Here is a 17,624-nt window from a genome sequence, read left to right as displayed (position 1 = left end):
GCATAAAGAGAAACTTTAATCAGCGAGGGAAGTCTTATTCTCGTAAAAGCAAAAAAGGATGCCTTTACAGGGCATCCTCTTGATGTTCAGGAACAAATAGTTCCAGACAATGATATATATTTTCGAATTCCATCGGTGCATCTCCGCCATATTCACCATCTAAGTTGATCATTAATTTATCAGGTGAATGCACTTTAATTCGATTCGCTTGTGTATATAGCACTTTCGGATTGTTAATATGTTCCCCACGCTGCGCTTGTGTTGCTGCTTTAATTAAATCAGCGATAGAACCTTTTTTCAGTACTAATAAATCAAATAATCCATCGTTAATAGATGCATATGGTGCTACTTTTTCGAATCCACCAACTGAACGAGTATTCGTAATTAAAAACATCGTAATTTCTTCTTGTAGCAACTTCCCATCATACTCAATTTCAACATATGTTGGATGTAATGATGGTAACATTTCGATTCCTTTTAAATAGTAAGCAAGTTGGCCTAATACCGTTTTTAGCTTGCTTGGTACTTCATATGTTAATTCTGTAATACGGCCGCCACCAGCGATATTAATGAAATATGTATCATTCGCTCTACCAAGATCTAACGGTACCGTTGTTCCTTCACAAATAATATCCGCAGCCTCTTCAATAGCACGAGGTACACCAATCGCACGCGCAAAATCATTTGTCGTTCCAACTGGAATAATTCCAAACTTTGGACGATGCTCATGTCCTACTAAACCGTTCACTACTTCATTTAATGTACCATCACCACCAGCTGCGATAACAACATCAAACTTACGATCCGCAGCTTGCCTCGCTGCCACAGTCGCATCTCCAGGACCAGTTGTCGCATGACAAGACGCTTCATATCCAGCTTGTTCTAATTTTTGTAATACTTCTGGTAAGCTCTTCTTAAATAGCTCGCGCCCAGAAGTAGGATTATAAATAATTCTTGCTCGCTTCATCATTTATTAGCACAGGAAATTCCTTATTCATTGAAAAACGAATACACCGAACCCTTATTCAGTATCCCTATGCCTACCTCCTCTCATCTTCCTATCCTTCTTTAATTCCGCTCAAACAGGCAGTAAGAACCCGATTCGTGTAGCACATCAAAAGTAAATATTCACTCATGATGGTTTTGCTTTATTTAACCAAGAAATTTATGTCTATCCATTCTCTCACATCAATTTACATATAATGAATAATAATTATCTATTATTTCATGAGATGAAAAAACTCTCTATGTCTAGATTTATCATTATTCCCACCTTTTTGCAACTATCATACCATAGTTGCTATACAAACATTTTTTCACTTTTGACAGTTAATCAAACGTTTGTTTAAATTATTTTTCACCATTTAAACAAACGTTTGATTAACTCAGAAAAAACACCCAAATACGGGTGTTTTTTCTGTTTAATCTTTAAGAATCTATACTATTTTAGCGTTCAAAAATAAGAATTCCTCTCTTATTTTTAGCGCTTACTAATCTCTTCAAGTAAGATTTTGTTAACAAGCGGTGGATTTGCTTGTCCTTTTGTAGCTTTCATAATTTGACCAACTAAGAAGCCAATTGCACGGTCTTTACCGTTTTTAAAGTCTTCGATAGATTGCTCATTATTATCAAGAATTTCTGTTACAACTTTACGAAGTGTTCCTTCGTCAGAAATTTGAACAAGACCTTTCGCTTTAACGATTTCTTCTGGGTCTCCACCTTTTTCAATTAATTCGTTAAATACTTTCTTCGCGATTTTAGAAGAAATTGTACCTTTTTCAATTAATTGAACCATTTTAGCTAAGCCAGCTGGCGTTAATGCAACGTCTTTTAATTCTTTTTGTTGTTTGTTTAGGTATGCAAGCACTTCACCCATTAACCAGTTCGATGTTAATTTCGCATCAGCACCGTCTGCAACTGTCGCTTCAAAGAAATCAGACATCTCTTTCGTTAATGTCAATACATGCGCATCATAAGCTGGTAAGCCAACTTCTTCAACATAGCGAGCTTTACGTGCATCTGGAAGTTCTGGAATAGAAGCACGAATTTCTTCTTTCCACTCATCATCGATGTAAAGTTCAACTAAGTCTGGCTCTGGGAAGTAACGGTAATCGTCAGATCCTTCTTTTATACGCATTAAGATTGTTTTCTTCGTTGCTTCATCATAACGACGTGTTTCTTGTTGGATGATACCACCAGATAATAATTCTTTCTCTTGGCGCACTTGCTCATGCTCAAGACCTTTTTGCACGTAAGTGAAAGAGTTTAAGTTTTTCAGTTCTGCTTTTGTACCGAACTTCTCTTGTCCAACTGGACGAAGTGAAATATTCGCATCACAACGTAGAGAACCTTCTTCCATCTTACAATCAGATACACCAGTGTATTGAATGATTGATTTTAACTTCTCTAAGTATGCATATGCTTCTTCTGGAGTACGCATATCTGGCTCAGATACGATCTCGATTAAAGGCATACCTTGACGGTTGTAGTCTACTAATGAACCGTCAGCTGTATGCGTTGATTTACCAGCATCTTCTTCTAAATGAAGACGTGTAATACCGATACGTTTCTTTTTACCGTCTACTTCGATTTCAATCCAACCATTTTCACCAATTGGCTTATCAAATTGAGAGATTTGGTAAGCTTTCGGATTATCTGGGTAGAAATAGTTTTTACGGTCGAACTTCGTTTCCGTTGCGATTTCACAGTTTAATGCCATTGCAGCTTTCATTGCAAAGTTAACTGCTTCCTTATTTAAAGTAGGAAGTACCCCTGGGTATCCTAAGTCAATTACACTTGTTTGTGTATTTGGCTCCGCTCCGAATTCTGTTGGACTCGCAGAGAAAATTTTCGAATTTGTTTTTAACTCAACGTGAACCTCTAAACCAATAATTGTTTCTAAATTCATCTATGCTCGCCTCCTTACAGACTTGCTTTTTTTGTATGATAGTCTGTTGCTTGCTCAAACGCATGTGCAACGCGGTAAATTGTCGCTTCATCGAAGTGTTTACCAATGATTTGTAGACCAAGTGGCATGTTGTTAGCACCGAATCCACATGGAACAGAAATCGCTGGAACACCCGCTAAGTTTACTGGAATTGTTAAAATGTCATTTGCATACATTGTCATTGGATCATCCACTTTTTCGCCCACTTTAAATGCTGGAGTTGGCGTTGTTGGTCCAATAATAACATCATAGTTAGCAAATACATTTTCAAAGTCATTTTTAATTAATGTACGTACTTGTTGTGCTTTTTTGTAATATGCATCATAGTAACCAGAGCTAAGAGCAAATGTACCAAGCATAATACGACGTTTTACTTCATCACCGAAACCTTCGCTACGTGTGTTTTTGTAAAGATCTAATAAATTATTTACATTATCAGAACGAACACCGTAACGTACGCCATCAAAGCGTGAAAGGTTAGCAGATGCTTCAGAAGAAGATAATAAGTAATACGTTGCTAGAGCGTATTTAGAGTGCGGAAGAGATACTTCCTCCCAAGTTGCGCCCATACCTTCTAACACTTTTAAAGCCGCTAGTACTGACTCACGAGCTTCTTCGCCAACACCTTCGCCTAAGTATTCTTTCGGTACAGCAATGCGTAAACCTTTAACGTCGCCTGTTAAACCAGCTAAGTAGTTTCCTACTTCAACGTTTGCAGAAGTTGCATCCATACGGTCAATACCTGAAATAGCTTGTAATAAGTATGCATTGTCTTCTACTGTACGGGTGATCGGTCCGATTTGGTCAAGTGAAGATGCGAATGCTACTAATCCGTAACGAGATACACGTCCGTAAGTTGGTTTTAAACCTACAACACCGCAATATGCAGCTGGCTGACGGATAGAACCACCCGTATCAGAACCTAGAGAGAATAATACTTCTCCTGCCGCTACTGCTGCTGCAGAACCACCACTAGATCCGCCTGGAACGTAATCTAAGTTCCATGGATTTTTTGTAGCGTAGAAACCTGAGTTTTCATTTGAAGAACCCATTGCGAACTCGTCCATATTTAATTTACCGATTGTAACTGTGTCAGCAGCTTTTAGCTTTTGTACAACTGTCGCATCGTAAATTGGATCGAAGTTTGCTAGCATTTTGCTCGCACAAGTTGTACGAAGACCGTTAGTTACAATGTTATCTTTTACACCGATTGGCATACCGAATAATAAACCATTATCCTCAGCACCAATCTTTGCATCTAATTCTTTCGCTTTCGCACGTGCATTTTCTTCATCTAATGTAAGAAAAGCTTTTACGTTATCTTCAACATCTGAAATACGTTTGTAAGATTCTTCTACTAAATCCGTAACGGAAATTTCTTTGTTGTTTAACTTCTTATGTAACTCTGATACAGAATGATCAAATAATGACATCGAAATTCCCTCCTCTATTCTAATACTGCTGGAACACGAATTTGATTATCTTTGTGATCCGGTGCATTTTTTAATACTTCTTCTACTAGTAAACCTTTTTCTGGCACATCTTCACGCATAACATTTTTCATAGTTAATACATGAGTTGTTGGTTTTACATCTGTTGTATCTAATTCATTTAACTGTTCTGCAAATGTAACAATTGCATCTAGTTGTTTTTGAAATTTTTCTGCTTCTTGATCAGTAATTGCAAGACGTGCTAAATGTGCTACGTGCTTTACATTCTCAACGGAAATTCTTGACACGGCTAGGCCACCTCCATAATATATCGTTCAATCTACAATACTATTGATGATACCAAATTTTCAGTACTTCAAGCAAGTCAACACACGGCACTTACAGTATTTTTACACAAAAAAAGAAAGGCAAATGCCTTTCTTTACGATTTACTCTTTATCTAACGGTTTATTTTTTGGAAATCTTTCATTATCTTCCTCATTATCACGAATTGTTTTTTGCAATACAAAACAAGACATCGTTAAAAATAATGTTCCGATTAAATAGTACCCTTTTACACTAAGCGTTTCATCTAACGTGTAAATCCCAATTAGCATCCCTGAAAGCGCACAAACAAATGAAGTCCATGCTAAAAACGTGAACGCTTGCGTATTTCTTCTCCTCATCGTTCTCCCCCTCGTTAGCTGCACATCCATTATAGATAAATATATTTACCATGATGGATTTTTATGTAAATCTTCTTTTTTCTATTTATTAATCTACCACAAAAATTTCCTATTTTGAAGTCGGTTTTCTGTCTAATCTGAAAAAACAATTAAAAACATTGACATTTATTTCAATTCCACATAAAATAAAAACAAATATTACGAACCTCGAAATATACGGGAGTGGAAATAATTGTTGCACTATGAACATTTTTTAGACTTACTGCTAGATAACGCCAAGAAACTTTTCTATCCTGAAGAATGGGTAAGCCTTGATTTAACACTTTCTAAAACAGAAGTATTTTGTTTACTTTGGATGGAGCGAAATACAGATATTACAATGACAAAAATTGCTGATCTTCTTGATATACCGATGAGTACAACGACAGGCGTTGTACATCGCCTTGTAAAAAAGGGATACATTGAACGCTACCGGAATGAAAGCGATCGACGCATTGTATTAATTCGTTTAACAGAAAACGGCGTAATACTCGTTCAAGAAGTAAAACAAAATGCGGCTTATTACTTTAGCCTAGTGACAGACGCATTGTCAGAAGAAGAAAAAGCATTCTTACTACAAATATTCCAAAAGATCATGAATCACATTGCTACGTCACAGCAAAAAACAAAAGAAAAGGTTTCTACACCTAAAATGAAAAACATTCCGATTGAATAAGACCCTAGTTGGGTTTTTATTCAATTAAATATTTCGACACTCGTAATATTCGACATTCGAAACAAAGGGGATATTAATGATGAGAATTATTCTGTATACAGGTAAAGGCGGCGTAGGAAAAACTAGCATTTCAGCAGCAACAGCAATCCAAAGTGCAAAACAAGGATTAAAAACCTTAGTAATGAGCACAGATCCTGCTCATAGTTTAGGAGATTCATTTGGCATAAAACTATCTTCTGAGCCACTAGAAATTCGCGAAAACTTGTGGGCACAAGAAATTAACACTATTTATGAAATGGAAAAGGGCTGGGGGAAATTGCAGAAATATATTACACTACTCTTCACTTCCAAAGCAGCTGATGATATTACGACAGAAGAATTAACGATGTTCCCTGGTATGGAAGATTTAATTAGCTTACTTCGAGTACTAGATTATTATAAACAAAACACATACGATGTCATCATTATTGATTGCGCACCGACTGGAGAAACTTTAGCAATGCTTAGCTTTCCAGACATGCTCGGCTGGTGGATGGAAAAACTCTTTCCTATTAAAAGAAAAATTTTAAAAGTTGTTCGACCTGTAGCTCAACCACTTCTTGGTGTCCCCCTTCCAACCGATGATATTATGGACGAATTAACAAATACGCTTGAACAGCTTGGAGAAATGAGAGATATTTTATCAAACCGAGAAGTAACGAGTATTCGCGTTGTTGTAAATCCTGAAAAAATGGTCATTAAAGAAGCTCAGCGTAGCTTTACTTATTTAAATTTATACGATTATAACGTAGATGCCATCATGATTAACCGCGTCATCCCTAACACTGTCACCGATCCTTACTTTCAAGCATGGAAAGATACACAAAAGAAATATAAAGCCTTAATTAAAGATAGTTTTCAGCCACTTCCTATTTACGAGGCTCCCATGTTTGAACAAGAAGTTGTTGGTTTACCTATGTTAGAGCGTGTAGGAAATGCTTTATTTAAATCAGACCCTTCTCCTACTGAAGTGAAATTTAATGGTCGCACACAATATGTGAAAAAAGATGGCGATGAATATATTTTCGTTCTATCCATTCCATTTTCAAACAAAGATAACCTTTCATTAAATCAAAAAGGTGATGAACTTATTATTCGAGCTGGTTCTGTTAAACGGAACATCACATTACCAAAAACATTAACACACCTTTCTATTCAAGGAGCGAAGTTTGAAGAAGATGTACTAAACATTCGGTTTGGAGGTGTAGTGCATGCATGAGGAGCTACTAAGAAGAATAATTCGTACAAAAATAAAAGTCGGTATGCGTATATTAGAAGAGCTACCGAATCCAATTCAGCAACACGCTAAACAAACGCTAAATATTTTGCAAGAGGAGCTAGCTGCTTATCCGAAAGAACAAGAGCATCCTAAAGATAATTTAAAAAGTATTGTAATTGAATAACTATACCCTTGTAGAAAGCCTTTTCTTATAGGCTTTCTATCCCTTTATTGGAGCTGATGTAAATTGATGAAAACATCTTCTGCAAGACATGTTACTACTCGTACGATCTGGCTAATCCCCTTTTTATTTTTCATTCATAACCTTGAAGAAGCTTTCCAGATGCCGCAATATCTTGCTAATCATTTTTCAATTCATCTTATAACTAGCCAACAATTTTTCATTGCACTTTCCATATTAACAACCTTTGTCTTACTTATCATCTTTCTATATCAACTAAATGTGTTATCTTCTATATACTGGATTATCTTTATACAAGGGCCTATCTTCTTCAACTCTGTTCAACATATTATTTTGTTTTTAATTTATCGCTCCTATAATCCCGGCTTAATATCAGCAGTTTTCATTACCCTCTTTTCTATTTTCTTTTTTTCATCAAAAAAACACTTAATTCATAAAAAACACTTCGTAATTACACTCATTTTCAGCTTATTTTCTTATCCCATTATAATTTGGATTACCTTACTATTCGCTAGCTGCTTTCATTAATAAAAAAAGACCAGGCAAACTCCTGGTCCATCACTCTACTTAACAAACATTGGATTCTATGTTATACAAAATTGGAAGGTACAGAATTAGGGTTTTGTTTGTTAAGTAGATTATATGTTGAACGAGCTAACAGCGGAGGGGTTCCTACTGTTAGTCGTTAAACCCAATAATTATTTTACGATTTTTTCAAGCTCATCAAGTGAAAGATCTACTGAAATTGAACCACCATTTGTTTCTTTCTTAATTGCATCTGTTACTTCTTTCGAATGGTATAATTCAATTACTTTGTTCAGTGTTGGATCATTTTTATCTTTCGTACGAGCTGCGAAAATATTAATATAGGCCTTTGCATTTTCATTCTTTGGGTCTTCTAAGAAAATAGGATCCTTCGCTGGATCTAATCCAGCTTGACCAGCAACACCGTTATTAATAACTGAAGCTGCTACATCTTTTAATACACGAGGTGTTTGCTGTGCGATAACCGGTGTAATTTTTAACTTCTTCGGATTTTCAGCGATACCACTTGGATCTCCAAATAGACCAAAATCTTTTTTAAGTTTCAATAACCCTGCTGCATCCAGAAGTTTTAATGCGCGCGCTTGGTTCGTTGGATCATTCGGAATAGCAATTTCTGAACCATCTGGGATTTCATTTGCTTTCTTATATTTTTCAGAGTATAAGCCCATCGGTGCAATTTGTGTTGTACCAACAGCTGTAATATCTAACTTATGCTCCTTCTTAAATTGCTCTAAGAAAGCAATATGCTGAAATGAGTTTAGTTCAATATCTCCATCAGCTAACGCTTTATTTGGCGTTGTGTAATCAGAGAACTCAACCAGTTTAATTTTAATCCCTTCTTTTTCAGCTTTTTTCTTTAAAATTTCCCAAGCGTCTCCATCTGTTCCAGTTACACCGACGCGAACTACTTTCTCTTTCGCACCTGCACCTGTGTCTCCACCTGAGCAGCCGCTTAAGGCTGTAATTCCTACAATCGCTGATAATGCAAATGCTAAAATTTTCTTCATTTTCTTTTCCCCTCTTCCTTTTTATGATCTGCGTAAAAAGACTTTCGCAAAGTAGTTTCCTAAATTTTGAGCTACCTGTACAAGAATAATAAGTAAAACGACCGTTACAAACATAACTGATGTATCAAAGCGTTGATAACCATATGTCATCGCTAAGTCACCAAGACCGCCACCACCGACAAGCCCAGCAACTGCAGAAAATTCAATTAAACCAACTGTCATAAACGTGACACCTAAGATTAATGGCGCTAAAGCTTCTGGCACGAGGATTTCAAAAACAATTCTAAATGGTGAAGCGCCCATTGCTTGTGCTGCTTCAATTACCCCTTTCGGAACAGAAACAAGGTTTGTTTCAACCATTCTAGCAATACCAATTGAGGCGACTAACGTCATTGGAAAGATTGCTGCTGCCGTTCCGATTGTAGTTCCGATAACACTTCTTGTTATTGGACTTAAAGCTACTAAAAAGATAATGAATGGAACCGGACGAATTGTATTAATTATGATATTAAGAATAGAAAAGACCCATTTATTTTCTAAAAAGTTCCCTTTCCGCGTCACATATAATAGTAAACCTAGAGGTATACCAAGAATTGTAGCGAATATAAGGGTTACAATTACCATTAAGAGGGTATCCCCCGTCGCATCTAATATGCGAGGCCAAAATATACTCCAATCAACTCGCATGAGCTTCCACCTCCCTAAGCTGCACTTGCAATCTTAGATGTTGTAGTGCTTTTTGAATCTCTCTTTGTTCACCTTGTAGTTCTACTAGAAGATTTCCAAATAAAACATTTTGAAGTTCAATAATATTTCCGTAAAGAACATTTACATCAACGTTATAATTTTTCGCAATATATGATAGTACAGGCTGTCCTGTCTCCTCACCAGTAAACGTTAAGCGATAAATCTGACCTCCGTTTTGAATTTTCGCTAGCACGCTTTCTGGTAAGTGATCATTAATAACAGAGCGTACAAAATTTTGAGTTGTCTTTGTTTTTGGTTGAGTGAAAACGTCAAACAGTTTTCCTTCTTCAATTACTTTTCCTTTTTCCATAACGGCTACACGGTGACAAATTTCTTTCACAACGTGCATTTCATGTGTAATAAGAAGAATCGTTAAATTGTACTCTCTATTTACTTTCTTTAATAAATTTAAAATCTCTGTTGTTGTTTCCGGATCTAAAGCTGATGTTGCCTCATCACATATGAGAATGTCCGGTGATGTCGCAAGCGCCCTTGCAATCCCAACGCGTTGCTTTTGTCCGCCTGATAACTGTTCTGGATAATAGTTCGCTTTATCTTCTAGGCCAACAAATTTTAGTAATTCATTCACTCTTTCTTTTATTTCATCCTTTGGCAATTTCGCTAACTTTAATGGATACGCAATATTTCCAAATACAGTTCTTGAATTAAATAAATTAAAGCTTTGAAAAATCATTCCAATTCTTTGTCTTAGCTTTCTTAATTCTTTTGTTGTTAATGATGTAATATCTCTATCATCTATTGAAATCGTTCCCGCAGTTGGCCTTTCTAACATGTTTACTAGACGTAATAACGTACTCTTTCCAGCACCACTAAATCCAATAATGCCAAAAATTTCGCCTTTTTCAACTGACAACGTTACATCCTCCACGGCATGAACGGATTGTCCGCCTGATTCATATACTTTACTTACGTTGTTAAAAGAAATCATTTTCTTCCCTCCTATATGCTGTAAAAACTTGAAGTAGAGCTTTCGAGGTAAAATAAAAAGTGCTCCCCTTCTTATCAGTAATAAAAGATAAGAAGGAGAGCACTAATATGTACTCGTTCACATCTTCTCATCTTCCAAGCCTGTTTTAGGCTTGCTGGAATTAGCACGGTATTAAAAAACCCGTTGCTGAGGTATCGTAGGGCCAGTCCCTCCACCTCTCTGGATAAGAGTGTATCGATTTAATTGTTATTTAATTAATTCTCATTATAGAACTCAGAATAGTGAGAGTCAATACATTTTTTAGAAAAATATTAATTATTTCTTTATTAAAATTTTCAAATAAAAATTCATAATAAAATAGTAATCTTTAAAGTTATGTAAAATTCTTCTCCCTCATATTTTTTAAAAGGAGTATTTTTTCTATGAATTGAATACTATTATTTGAATATGAAATCAGAGGAAGGTGAATATATGAAAACAGCTCTATTACTCGTTGATATCCAAAATGATTATTTTCCAAATGGAAAGATGGAATTACGTAATCCAGTAGAAGCAAGTGAATATGCTAGTCAGCTACTACAACATTTTAGAATTAGAAACGAACCTATTTTTCATATCCAGCATGTAGCTATAAAAGATAGCGCTACTTTTTTCCTACCCAATACAGAAGGTGTCCATATTCACGAGAATGTCCGTCCGCTTAGAGAAGAAACTGTTATACTCAAACATTATCCAAATAGCTTCCGAGAAACTAATCTTTTAGAACAATTACAACGTTTAGACATTGAACACATCGTCATATGCGGGATGATGACTCATATGTGTATTGATGCTACGGTAAGGGCTGCTTTTGATTTTGGCTTTCATTGTACCGTTATACATGATGCTTGTGCTACAAAGGATCTTTCATTTAAGAATGCTACTATACCAGCTGTTTATATTCATAATACAATTTTGGCGAGTTTAAATGGAGTATACGCAAATATAATGAGCACAGAAGAATTTTTAGCGACCTAAAAAAACACTCCTTTCAGTGAGCAAAACCGAAAGGAGTGTTTTTTTGTCTAACCATAGATTTTCTTTCAAATTGTATTATACAGGAAATCCTCAAAATAAATACTAAAAAATATGACTAATAAGTCAATTTTTCTCGTTGTTTTGTTTCTATTTTCATGTTTATCCCGATATTAATAGGGTTTAGTTAGTTTTAAATAACACATGGTAATGTTTGGTAAATATTCGGTAAATATTTACCAGTTCAAATTAACTAGCTTCTATTATAGAGAGTTTCTCAAAAAGAAGAGATCTTCACAGACTGTGAAGATCTCTTCTACTATTTCTTATAAAGTTTCAGAAGTAGTTTTTGCTTGCATGTGAAGTGCTAAGTAATCAGGGCCACCAGCTTTAGAGTCTGTACCAGACATGTTAAAGCCACCGAATGGTTGGTAACCTACGATTGCACCAGTACATCCACGGTTGAAGTATAAGTTACCTACGTGGAAGTCTTCACGTGCTTTTTCAATATGGTCACGGTTGTTAGTAACAACTGCTCCCGTTAAACCGTATTCTGTATTGTTTGCAATTGCAAGTGCATGATCGAAGTCTTTTGCTTTACAGAATGCTACTACCGGTCCGAAGATTTCTTCTTTCATTAAACGAGCATCTTCTGCAACGTCAGCAACGATTGTTGGTTGGATGAACCAGCCTTTAGAATCGTCTCCTTCGCCACCTGATACGATTTTACCTTCTTCTTTACCAATTGCAACATAGCTCATTACTTTATCGAATGCAGCTTGGTCATTAACAGGTCCCATGTTGATATCTTTTGCATCTGGGTTACCTACTGTTAATTCTTTTGTTAATTCAACAGCACGATTTAATACGTGATCATATACATCTTCATGGATTACTGCACGAGAACATGCAGAACATTTTTGTCCTGAGAATCCGAATGCTGATGCAACGATAGATTTAGCTGCTAACTCAAGATCTGCTTCTTTATCAACAACGATTGTATCTTTACCGCCCATTTCAGCGATAACACGTTTTAACCAAATTTGTCCTGGGTTTACTTTTGCTGCACGCTCATAAATACGAATACCTACATCGCGAGATCCAGTGAAGCTAACGAAACGTGTACGAGGGTGATCTACTAAGTAGTCACCAACTTCAGAACCATTACCTGGAACGAAGTTTACTACGCCAGCTGGTAAACCAGCTTCTTCTAATACTTCCATAAATTTCGCTGCTACTACAGGAGTTGTACTAGCTGGTTTTAGTAATACTGTGTTACCAGAAACTACAGCAGCTGTTGTCATACCTGCCATAATTGCGAATGGGAAGTTCCAAGGAGAAATGATAACACCTACTCCTAATGGAATGTAAGAGAAACGATTATATTCAATTGGACGGCTTTCTACTGGCATACCGTCTTTTAATTTTAACATTTGACGAGCATAATATTCCATAAAATCGATTGCTTCTGCTGTATCAGCATCTGCCTCATTCCATGGTTTACCTGCTTCTTTTACAAGAATAGCAGAGAACTCATGTTTTCTACGACGAACGATTGCTGCAGCACGGAATAAAATGTCTGCACGCATTTCTGGTTTTGACTTTCTCCAAGTTTGGAATGTTTCATCCGCTACTTGCATTGCTTTTTCAGCTAATTCACGGCTTGCTTTTGAAACGCGACCAACAAGTTCCTCTTTATTTGCAGGGTTTACAGAAACAATTTTGTCTTCTGTAGTGATTTTTTCTCCCCCGATAATTAATGGATAGTCTTGTCCAAGATAAGATTCTACTTTCTTTAAACCCTCTTCAAACGCTAATTTGTTAGCCTCTACTGAAAAATCTGTAAATGGCTCATGTTTGTATGCTACTACCATCTTTTTAGCCTCCCCTTAGAAAAACGTTTACATTTTACAACATTATTCTACACGATAATTTAGATTTATTCAAATATTCCTAGACTTATATTTTAAAAATTAATAAATTTTTAAAATATAATAAAAAAAAGAGATTCATACATACGTATGAATCTACAAAATATGAGTATATTCCAAAACATTTTTCCCGATTAATAAAATAGTAACTAATAAAAATAAAGTCCTTACATATCCAACACCTTTTTGAACCGCAAACTTCGATCCAAAATAAGCACCTAAAATCATTGATAATCCCATAATTATACCGTATTCAAAATGAATCACATCTAAAAATAAAAAAGTAATTAAAGATACGATATTACTAACGAAGTTCAAAAGTTTTCCAGATGCTGCCGCTTGAATAAAATCCAAACCAATTAATAAAAATGCAAAAATTAAAAAGGATCCTGTCCCTGGTCCAAAAAAACCATCATAAAACCCTATCATTAAAATAACAAAGAAAAACATTAATGTTTTTCCTTTTGTCATCTTTTTATAGGTAGATGCACTTCCCCAATCTTTTTTCGCAATAATATAAATGGCAATAAAAACCAACATTACGAGCACTAGTGGCCGCAAAATATCAGGCGGAATAAACTTTACTACTAAAGCACCTGCGATCGCTCCAATAATAGTTAACGGGATTAACTTTCCTACAATTTTAAAATCAACCTTTCCGGATCGAATAAAATAAATTGCACTCGTAAACGTCCCCATTGTTGCAGCTAATTTATTCGTTGCGATTGCCGAAGCTGGTGATAAGCCAACAAACATAAGTGCAGGAAGCGAAATTAACCCTCCCCCTCCAACAACCGAGTCAATGAAAGCCGCTAAAAATCCAAATGCAATTAATAAAATAATGACTTGAAAGCTTAGTTCATCCATAACTTTTCCCCTTACCCCTTTATTTATAACATTTTAAATTATAACAAAATTCCTCAAGAAAAAAAGCTGTTCCATAAAGGAACAGCTCTCATATTTAATCTAAAATTTTCACAAACGGCTCATCTTGCTTCGCTTCACGTATAATAATAGCTTCTGGACCTTCTACAGATTTAATCGTTACTTGTACTTTCATATAATTCGGGAAGTATTCCATAACAAGCCCCGCTACATATTGCGTAAAACCAATTATTTCCGCTTTCCCATTAAACTGGACAGGAATATCAAGTTTCATTTCTTTTAATTCATCGTCTTTATACATTCCAGTACCGATAACAGCTGTATAATCACCTTGGAAATACTCGCTTAATTTCACTTTAAAGTTTGCCACTCCTGCAAGATCTTGACGCTTATTATCTGCTTTTGCTTGTTCAGACGGGAACAAGTAATATTTCTCATTGATTGGTTTCCAGTCCTCAACCGTTTCACTACCTTTTTCTACCTTAGCATAAGAAACAAAATTCCCTGGAACAAGCGAAGACTTTGGACCTTGACGATAAATTGCAAATGTAACCGGAATATTTTTTATTTCAGGCTTTTTTTGCTGCATTACTTTCAAGATTTCTTGTGCCATCCTTTTCCCTTCAGCTAACATTTTTTCATCTGGAATTGCAGCCTCACGCGGATAACCATGCTCTTCCTCATAATATTGAACAGAATTCATCGCTAATCCAACTACAATGCCACCACGTTCAGCATTGTTCTCACCTTTTTGTACGTAGTAATCATGCTCTAAAATATTTGAGATATACATTGGATTTTTTTTATTCTTTACTTCTAGCGATTCTGATCCTTCACTTAAGGCTGGATTCAACCCTATATTCGGAAATTTAACTGCATCTTTTTTCAACTTGTCCTCTAGCTCTTTTTGTTCAGCATCTGTACGCTTTCTTTTTACAAGCATTTGTATATTTTGAGCATCTAGAACATTTCCGCCTTTAAAGAAATAATCTTTCGTGCTAAATGATTCTTTCGCAATGCGCATTAATCCAGTTTCAAACTCATCTATATCTAGACGACTGTTTAAACCTTGTACAACTAAACCACGTGCCTCACCTGGATCAAATGGAACCGTTGTCTTATAATATTCATCCGAAATGGAATATTTCGGGATAACCGCTTGTTCTTTCGCTTTCCCCGATTTCTCAACTGTTTTTTCATCTTTGTTGGAACCCATGCTACACCCACTTACAAGTAGGCTAAGACTTAATACCGCTAACGCTATTTTTTTCATCGTAAGTTTGCACCTCTTACTTATTCAGCTCTTGTAAGAACCTCTCTTCATTCCAAACTTCAACATTGTGCTTCTCTGCTTGCGCTAATTTCGAACCAGCAGCTTCACCAGCAACAACTAAATCCGTACTTTTACTAACACTTCCTGTTACTTTTCCACCTAATGCCTCAATCTTCTTCTTCGCTTCACTGCGGCCCATAACTTCTAATTTCCCTGTTAAGACGACAGTTTTTCCTGCGAAGTACGATTCAACATTTTGTAAATCAGCAATTTTTATACCTTTGTATGCCATGTTCACGCCATACTCTTTAAATTGTTGTAATAGCTCTAATACATCTTCATTATCGAAATACGTTACAACGGATTGAGCCATTTTTCCACCAATTTCGTTAATTGTTTTTAGTTCTTCTTCCGTTGCTTTCACAAGCTCATCCATCGTTTCGAAATGCTCAGCAAATGTACGTGCGGCTTTCGCACCGACGTGGCGAATACCAAGACCGAATAATAATCGCTCTAATGAGTTTTCCTTAGAATTCTCAATCGCTTGTACTAAATTTGTTGCTGATTTTTCACCGAAACGTTCTAATTGTAATAATTGCTCTTTCGTCAATGAATATAAATCAGCAAACGTACGAATATAATCCGCATCAAAGAGTTGTGTAATTACACGTTCTCCAAGTCCATCAATATTCATTGCATTTCTTGAAACGAAATGGATTAATCCTTCACGAATTTGAGCTGGGCAAGTCGGATTTATACATCGAAGTGCTACTTCTTCTTCTAAACGAACAAGTTCACTCTCACATGCTGGACAATGCGTTGGCATATGATATTCTTCTTCCTCACCAGTACGCTTATCAAAAATAACGTTAACAACTTCAGGAATGATATCTCCAGCCTTTTTCACAACAACGTAGTCACCAATTCGAATATCCTTTTCACGAATTAAATCTTCGTTATGTAAAGAAGCACGACGAACGATAGTACCAGCCACTCTAACTGGCTCGAGCTCCGCAGTTGGTGTTACAACCCCTGTGCGGCCGACACTTAATTCAATCCCTGTTAATCTCGTCACAACTTCTTCAGCTGGGAATTTATAAGCTATTGCCCATCTTGGACTCTTTGCTGTAGTTCCTAAGCTTTCTTGAATAGCAACATCGTCTACTTTTATAACGATTCCGTCAATCTCATAATCAAGATGCGGGCGTTTTTCTTGCCACTCTTCTACATAGGCTATTACGTCTTCAATTGTTTCACATGTACGACGATTTGGATTCGTCTTAAATCCAAGCTCACCTAAGAAATCCAGTGATTCACTGTGGGATGGAATTGTTTTTTCTTCTACATTAGCAAGACCATACACAAACATAGATAAGTTACGCTTCGCTGCAATTTTCGGATCAAGTTGGCGTATCGATCCTGCTGCCGCATTACGTGGGTTCGCAAATACATCTTCACCATTTTGCTCTTTTGCCTCATTTAATTTAACGAATGAACGCTTCGGCATGTAAGCCTCGCCTCGCGCTTCTAGCGTTACTTCTTCATTTAATCGAAGTGGAATTGCTTTAATCGTTTTCAAGTTTTGGGTAATATCTTCACCCGTTACACCATCACCACGTGTTGCACCTTGAATAAAGCGTCCTTTTTCATAATGAAGTGAAACAGCAAGTCCGTCAATTTTTAATTCGCATATATATCTTACATTCGCATCATCAATTCCTTGACGTACTCTTCGGTCAAAATCACGCAAATCTCCTTCATTAAATGCGTTACCTAAACTTAACATCGGTGATTTATGCATTACCTTTTCAAATATATCAAGTACAGCTCCCCCAACTCGAATAGAGGGGGAGTCTTCCGTTACAAATTCAGGGTTCTCTGCTTCTAATTTCATAAGCTCCTGCATATCACGGTCATATTCCGCATCAGAAACAGAAGGATTGTCTAATACGTGATATTGATAGTTAAATGTATTTAACAAATCACGCAGTTCTTCTATACGTTTTTTGGCTATCTCATTTGACATATCCTCAG

17 protein-coding genes and 1 riboswitch are annotated in these 17,624 nt (G+C 36.2%); of the genes, 5 read left to right on the top strand and 12 right to left on the bottom strand.

The features are described from left to right. Positions 1–64 precede the first annotated feature (64 nt). From KPL75_RS15950 to KPL75_RS15930, 5 genes are all read right to left on the bottom strand, one after another. Positions 65–970, bottom strand: a complete 906-nt coding sequence (locus tag KPL75_RS15950) for a diacylglycerol kinase (RefSeq protein WP_105586222.1) — start codon at positions 968–970, stop codon at positions 65–67. A gap of 510 nt (positions 971–1,480) precedes the next feature. After that, a complete protein-coding gene (gatB, locus tag KPL75_RS15945) occupies positions 1,481–2,908 on the bottom strand; it encodes an Asp-tRNA(Asn)/Glu-tRNA(Gln) amidotransferase subunit GatB (RefSeq protein WP_219916939.1) in 1,428 nt (475 codons plus the stop codon). A 14-nt stretch (positions 2,909–2,922) separates the two neighbouring features. Further along, positions 2,923–4,380, bottom strand: a complete 1,458-nt coding sequence (gene gatA / locus KPL75_RS15940) for an Asp-tRNA(Asn)/Glu-tRNA(Gln) amidotransferase subunit GatA (protein ID WP_002113505.1) — start codon at positions 4,378–4,380, stop codon at positions 2,923–2,925. 14 nt (positions 4,381–4,394) lie between these two features. Further along, complete coding sequence (gene gatC / locus KPL75_RS15935; protein ID WP_219916938.1) at positions 4,395–4,685, bottom strand: Asp-tRNA(Asn)/Glu-tRNA(Gln) amidotransferase subunit GatC; 291 nt, start codon at positions 4,683–4,685, stop codon at positions 4,395–4,397. Between the two features lie 141 nt (positions 4,686–4,826). Continuing rightward, positions 4,827–5,063 (bottom strand): YiaA/YiaB family inner membrane protein, encoded by a 237-nt coding sequence (locus tag KPL75_RS15930; RefSeq protein WP_001254393.1) that lies wholly within the window; start codon positions 5,061–5,063, stop codon positions 4,827–4,829. Between the two features lie 232 nt (positions 5,064–5,295). Between KPL75_RS15930 and KPL75_RS15925 the strand changes: the two genes are divergently transcribed. The 4 genes from KPL75_RS15925 (at position 5,296) to KPL75_RS15910 (ending at position 7,766) form a co-directional block, all read left to right on the top strand. Then, positions 5,296–5,778 (top strand): MarR family winged helix-turn-helix transcriptional regulator, encoded by a 483-nt coding sequence (locus KPL75_RS15925; protein ID WP_219916937.1) that lies wholly within the window; start codon positions 5,296–5,298, stop codon positions 5,776–5,778. A gap of 76 nt (positions 5,779–5,854) precedes the next feature. Continuing rightward, a complete protein-coding gene (locus tag KPL75_RS15920; protein WP_219916936.1) occupies positions 5,855–7,036 on the top strand; it encodes an ArsA family ATPase in 1,182 nt (393 codons plus the stop codon). Then, a complete protein-coding gene (locus KPL75_RS15915; RefSeq protein WP_219916935.1) occupies positions 7,029–7,220 on the top strand; it encodes a DUF3926 domain-containing protein in 192 nt (63 codons plus the stop codon). Before KPL75_RS15920 ends, KPL75_RS15915 begins: the two co-directional genes overlap by 8 nt. 66 nt (positions 7,221–7,286) lie before the next feature. Beyond that, positions 7,287–7,766 (top strand): HXXEE domain-containing protein, encoded by a 480-nt coding sequence (locus KPL75_RS15910; RefSeq protein WP_219921121.1) that lies wholly within the window; start codon positions 7,287–7,289, stop codon positions 7,764–7,766. 170 nt (positions 7,767–7,936) lie between these two features. Here the strand turns inward: KPL75_RS15910 and KPL75_RS15905 are convergent, their stop codons facing one another. From KPL75_RS15905 to KPL75_RS15895, 3 genes are read right to left on the bottom strand one after another with little or no spacing between them, the layout of a single operon-like run. Beyond that, positions 7,937–8,791 carry a MetQ/NlpA family ABC transporter substrate-binding protein gene (locus KPL75_RS15905; RefSeq protein ID WP_219916934.1) on the bottom strand — a complete coding sequence of 285 codons (855 nt, stop codon included), beginning with the start codon at positions 8,789–8,791 and terminating at the stop codon, positions 7,937–7,939. 21 nt (positions 8,792–8,812) lie between these two features. Then, on the bottom strand, positions 8,813–9,478 hold the full coding sequence (locus KPL75_RS15900) for a methionine ABC transporter permease (protein ID WP_219916933.1): 666 nt from the start codon (positions 9,476–9,478) through the stop codon (positions 8,813–8,815). Then, complete coding sequence (locus tag KPL75_RS15895; protein ID WP_219916932.1) at positions 9,468–10,487, bottom strand: methionine ABC transporter ATP-binding protein; 1,020 nt, start codon at positions 10,485–10,487, stop codon at positions 9,468–9,470. Before KPL75_RS15895 ends, KPL75_RS15900 begins: the two co-directional genes overlap by 11 nt. Positions 10,488–10,611: 124 nt before the next feature. Next, a riboswitch (SAM riboswitch) is annotated at positions 10,612–10,717 on the bottom strand. A gap of 241 nt (positions 10,718–10,958) precedes the next feature. Here KPL75_RS15895 and KPL75_RS15890 point away from each other — a divergent pair. Then, entirely contained in the window at positions 10,959–11,504 is a 546-nt protein-coding gene (locus KPL75_RS15890; RefSeq protein ID WP_219916931.1) for a cysteine hydrolase family protein, read from the top strand. 323 nt (positions 11,505–11,827) lie between these two features. Here KPL75_RS15890 and pruA read toward each other — a convergent pair whose 3' ends face one another. The 4 genes from pruA to ligA all read right to left on the bottom strand — a co-directional run bounded on the left by pruA (position 11,828) and on the right by ligA (position 17,616). Further along, positions 11,828–13,375, bottom strand: coding sequence for an L-glutamate gamma-semialdehyde dehydrogenase (gene pruA / locus KPL75_RS15885; RefSeq protein WP_219916930.1), 1,548 nt, complete (start codon positions 13,373–13,375; stop codon positions 11,828–11,830). Positions 13,376–13,528: 153 nt separating this feature from the next. Further along, the gene (locus KPL75_RS15880) at positions 13,529–14,299 is read right to left on the bottom strand and encodes a TSUP family transporter (RefSeq protein ID WP_219916929.1); all 771 of its coding nucleotides are present in this window, start codon (positions 14,297–14,299) and stop codon (positions 13,529–13,531) included. Between the two features lie 94 nt (positions 14,300–14,393). After that, positions 14,394–15,590: a CamS family sex pheromone protein gene (locus KPL75_RS15875; protein WP_219916928.1), complete on the bottom strand. Its 1,197-nt coding sequence runs from the start codon at positions 15,588–15,590 to the stop codon at positions 14,394–14,396. Positions 15,591–15,606: 16 nt separating this feature from the next. After that, positions 15,607–17,616 carry an NAD-dependent DNA ligase LigA gene (gene ligA, locus KPL75_RS15870; protein WP_219916927.1) on the bottom strand — a complete coding sequence of 670 codons (2,010 nt, stop codon included), beginning with the start codon at positions 17,614–17,616 and terminating at the stop codon, positions 15,607–15,609. Between the last annotated feature and the right edge of the window lie 8 nt (positions 17,617–17,624).

Origin of the sequence: Bacillus sp. NP247 (genome assembly GCF_018966865.1) — a bacterium.
Taxonomy (GTDB): domain Bacteria; phylum Bacillota; class Bacilli; order Bacillales; family Bacillaceae_G; genus Bacillus_A.
The sequence above is the reverse complement of the archived record's forward strand: the minus strand, read 5'-3'. Positions and strand labels throughout refer to the sequence as shown.